Annotated in this window: 3 protein-coding genes; 2 read left to right on the top strand and 1 reads right to left on the bottom strand. The window is 73.7% G+C overall.

Annotated features, from left to right (window positions below; translation table 11 throughout):
* Positions 1 to 372: 372 nt before the first annotated feature.
* Positions 373 to 1125, bottom strand: a complete 753-nt coding sequence (gene yaaA, locus I4I78_RS30980) for a peroxide stress protein YaaA (RefSeq protein WP_218615061.1) — start codon at positions 1123 to 1125, stop codon at positions 373 to 375.
* A gap of 294 nt (positions 1126 to 1419) precedes the next feature.
* Between yaaA and I4I78_RS30975 the strand changes: the two genes are divergently transcribed.
* Together I4I78_RS30975 and I4I78_RS30970 are read left to right on the top strand one after the other, a co-directional pair.
* On the top strand, positions 1420 to 2730 hold the full coding sequence (locus I4I78_RS30975; protein ID WP_218615060.1) for a bifunctional o-acetylhomoserine/o-acetylserine sulfhydrylase: 1311 nt from the start codon (positions 1420 to 1422) through the stop codon (positions 2728 to 2730).
* A gap of 45 nt (positions 2731 to 2775) precedes the next feature.
* Positions 2776 to 3863, top strand: a 1088-nt coding sequence (locus tag I4I78_RS30970; protein ID WP_218615059.1) for a homoserine O-acetyltransferase, incomplete at its 3' end; no start/stop codon positions are given.

Genomic DNA, 3863 nt, shown 5'->3' with positions numbered 1-3863 from the left:
GACCTCCGTGACGTGGCACGTCGCGCGGAGGGAAGCAGGCCGCGAAGCAGCCGCAGAACTCTCGAGGACGGGCCCGGGTGCTTCCGCGCCGTCGTCGGCGCGAGCACTCCGTGATGGGTGAAGCAGTACGGCCCGGCGGACTCGAGGGGCCGGGCTCCCGTGATCACCCTACCGTCCGACCCCTCCGTCCCGGTGAGCTGTGTGTCCGGGCTCGCCCGTTCCCGCAGCTCGGCGCCCACTGCCGGTGCCGGAGATCACAGACCCGGGCCGCGCCACCGGAGCGATCCGCACCCTTCTCGGCGATCCGCACCCCCTGCAGGACGTGCGGATCGACGGCCGGGGTGCGGATCGCGCGGCGGGAGGGGTCGGTCGTCAGGCCGGCAGGACCAGGTCGAGGTGGCCGGGCTCCGGACGTTCGACGGTCAGGCCGGCGCGGCGGGCGATGCGGGCCACCGACGCGGCGTCGGACGGCTCGGCGCGCGAGGTCGCGAGCAGGCGCGCCAGGGCGCCCTTGTGCGACTTGTTGTGGTGGCTGACGACCGAGCGGCTGCCGTCCGGGCGCTGCGCGAGGACGTTGACCGTCACCGCGCCGGGCACCTTGCCGAGTGCGGCGTAGCCGCCCGAACGCAGGTCGACGACGAGCTCGCCGCCGGCGATCCGGGCGAGCAGCGGGTCCAGCACCGGACGCCAGCGGGCGGCCAGGGTGCCGGAGCCGGGCAGTCTCGAGCCGGCGGAGAGGCGGTAGGCCGGGATCGGGTCGTCCGCGCGGACCAGCCCGAACAGCGCCGACCCGACGGCCAGGCGCGCGCGGGCGCGGGCGGAGACCGCCCGGCTCAGCGATGGGGCGTCGAGGGCGTCGTAGAGCACGCCGGTGTAGCGGTCCAGGGCCGGCATCGTCGGGGAGTCGTAGAGCTGCGCGTTGCGCGCGATCTCGTCGTCCTGACGGGCCGAGACGTCGAGTGCCGCGCGGCTCGCGGGGACGTCCGCGGCGAGCTTCACGACCTCGTCGACCAGCTCGGCCCGCACCTCGCCGAGCTCGTCGTGGTGCGAGATCTCCGGTAGCCGCAGCGGCGGCCCGTCGCCGCCGGTGCGCTTGGTCTCCGACGGGGGCAGCAGCACGAGCACGACCCGCACGGTAGTCGCGGCCCCCGGCGGCACCGGTGATCACCCGCTCGGGGGCGTGGGGGCGTTGTGCCCGGGTCGGGGGCTCGCTACGGTCCACGCGTGACCTGCCTCGTGGCGCGACTGCACGTCGACTTCATGCGGATCACGAGCGCGACCTGTCGCCTTTCCGGCTGACCCTCCCGCGCCCGCCTCCGGGCCCGTCACGCTCCCGTCGTGGCCGCCCGGGTCCCGCGCACGTCCGTTCCCCGCCGCCGTTGCGGCGGACCACCTCCCGACGCATCGAGGAGCTTTCCCATGACCGAACCCGACGCATCAGCCAACTGGTCCTTCGAGACCAAGCAGGTCCACGCCGGCGCCGCACCGGACCCCACCACCGGTGCGCGTGCCACGCCGATCTACCAGACCACCTCGTACGTCTTCCGCGACACCGACCACGCCGCGAACCTGTTCGGCCTCGCCGAGTTCGGCAACATCTACACCCGGATCATGAACCCGACCACGGACGTCCTGGAGCAGCGCGTCGCCGCGCTGGAGGGCGGCGCCGCCGCGCTCGCGGTGGCCTCCGGGCAGGCCGCGCAGCACCTCGCGGTGCAGAACATCGCGGAGGTCGGCGACCACATCGTGTCCAGCGCCGCGCTCTACGGCGGCACCTACAACCAGTTCCACTACACGTTCCCGAAGATCGGGATCGAGGTCACGTTCGTCAACGACCCGGACGACCTCGACGAGTGGCGCGCGGCGATCCGCCCGAACACGAAGCTGCTCTACGGCGAGACGCTGGGCAACCCGCGCGGCAACGTGCTCGACATCGCCGGGGTCGCCGAGGTCGCACACTCCGCGGGCGTGCCGCTGATCGTGGACAACACGGTGCCGACCCCGTACCTGGTGCGCCCGATCGAGCACGGCGCCGACATCGTCGTCGAGTCGCTGACCAAGTTCCTCGGTGGCCACGGCACCTCGGTCGGCGGCATCATCGTCGACTCCGGCACGTTCGACTGGGTCGCCCACAAGGACAAGTTCCCGGGCCTGACCACGCCGGACCCCAGCTACCACGGTGCGGTCTTCACCGACGCGGTCGGCCCGATCGCCTACATCATCAAGGCGCGGGTGCAGCTGCTGCGCGACTTCGGCCCCGCGATCAGCCCGCAGAACGCCTTCCTGATCATCCAGGGCATCGAGACGCTGTCGCTGCGGATGGACCGGCACAACCAGAACGCCCAGGCCCTGGCCGAGTGGCTCGACGCCCGCGACGAGGTGGAGAAGGTCCACTACGCCGGCCTGCCGTCGAGCCCGTGGCACGCGCTGCAGCAGCGCTACCTGCCCAAGGGCGGCGGTGCGATCGTGTCGTTCGAGCTGCAGGGCGGGATCGAGGCGGGCAAGAAGTTCGTCAACGCGCTGGAGCTGCACAGCCACCTCGCCAACATCGGCGACGTGCGCAGCCTGGTGATCCACCCGGCCAGCACGACGCACAGCCAGCTCTCCGCCGAGGAGCAGCTGGCCAGTGGCGTCACGCCGGGCCTGGTCCGGCTCTCGGTCGGGCTCGAGGGGATCGAGGACCTCAAGGCGGACCTGGACGCCGGTTTCCGCGCGGCCAAGGGCGCGTGACGCCGGCCTGCGCGCCGAACCCGCAGGCATGATCTCCTTCGGACCGTGAATCCTGTTCCGCTCCCTCCCGCCAGCGGCGCCTGGCGGGAGGGCGACGACCCCGGCCGTCGACGGTTCCTCGACCTCCCGTCCCCGCTGAAGCTGGAGGCCGGAGGGGAGCTGCCGCAGGTGCGGCTGTCCTACGAGACGTGGGGCACGCTGGCGCCGGACGCGTCGAACGCCGTGCTGGTGCTGCACGCGCTCACCGGTGACCCGCACCTCGAGGGACCGGCCGGGCCCGGGCACCCCACGGCGGGCTGGTGGCCGGGCCTGATCGGGCCCGGCCAGCCGCTCGACCCGCAACGCTGGTTCGTGGTGTCGCCGAACGCGGTCGGCGGCTGCCAGGGGAGCACCGGGCCGTCCTCCCCGGCGCCGGACGGGCGCCCGTGGGGCAGCCGGTTCCCGCTCCTCACGCCGCGGGACACGGTCGCCGCGGAGCGCCACCTCGCCGACGCGCTGGGGATCGAGCGCTGGGCGTGCGTGGTCGGCGGCTCGATGGGCGCGATGCGCTCCCTGGAGTGGGCGGCCACCGAGCCGGAACGGGTGGCGCGCCTGTTCCTGCTGGCCGGCCCGGCCGCGTCGTCGGCCGACCAGATCGGCTGGGCGTCCCCGCAGATCGAGGCGATCCGCGCCGACCCGGGCTGGCACGGCGGCGACTACTACGACCTCGGTCCCGGCCAGGGCCCGCACCGCGGCCTCGGCGTGGCCCGGCGGATCGCGCACCTGAGCTACCGCTCCGGCTTCGAGCTGGCCACCCGCTTCGGCCGCGACCCGCAGGACGGCGAGGACCCGTTCGACGGCGGCCGCTACGCCGTCGAGTCCTACCTGGACCATCACGCGGCCAAGCTGGTGCGCCGCTTCGACGCGAACTCCTACGTCACGCTCACCCAGCTGATGAACGCCCACGACGTCGGTCGCGGCCGCGGCGGGACGGCGGCCGGCCTGGCCCGGGTGCGCGCCCGGACCTACGTCGCGGGCGTCACGTCGGACCGTCTCTACCCGCTCGCCGAGCAGGCCGAGCTCGCCGAGGCCATCCCGGACGCCGCGGAGCTGAAGGTGATCGAGTCCCCGTACGGCCACGACGGCTTCCTGAT

The sequence above is a fragment of the Pseudonocardia sp. KRD291 genome (assembly GCF_019263595.1).
Taxonomy (GTDB): Bacteria; Actinomycetota; Actinomycetes; order Mycobacteriales; family Pseudonocardiaceae; genus Pseudonocardia.
Note: the sequence above shows the minus strand (reverse complement) of the source record. Positions and strands in the feature narration are given on the sequence as shown.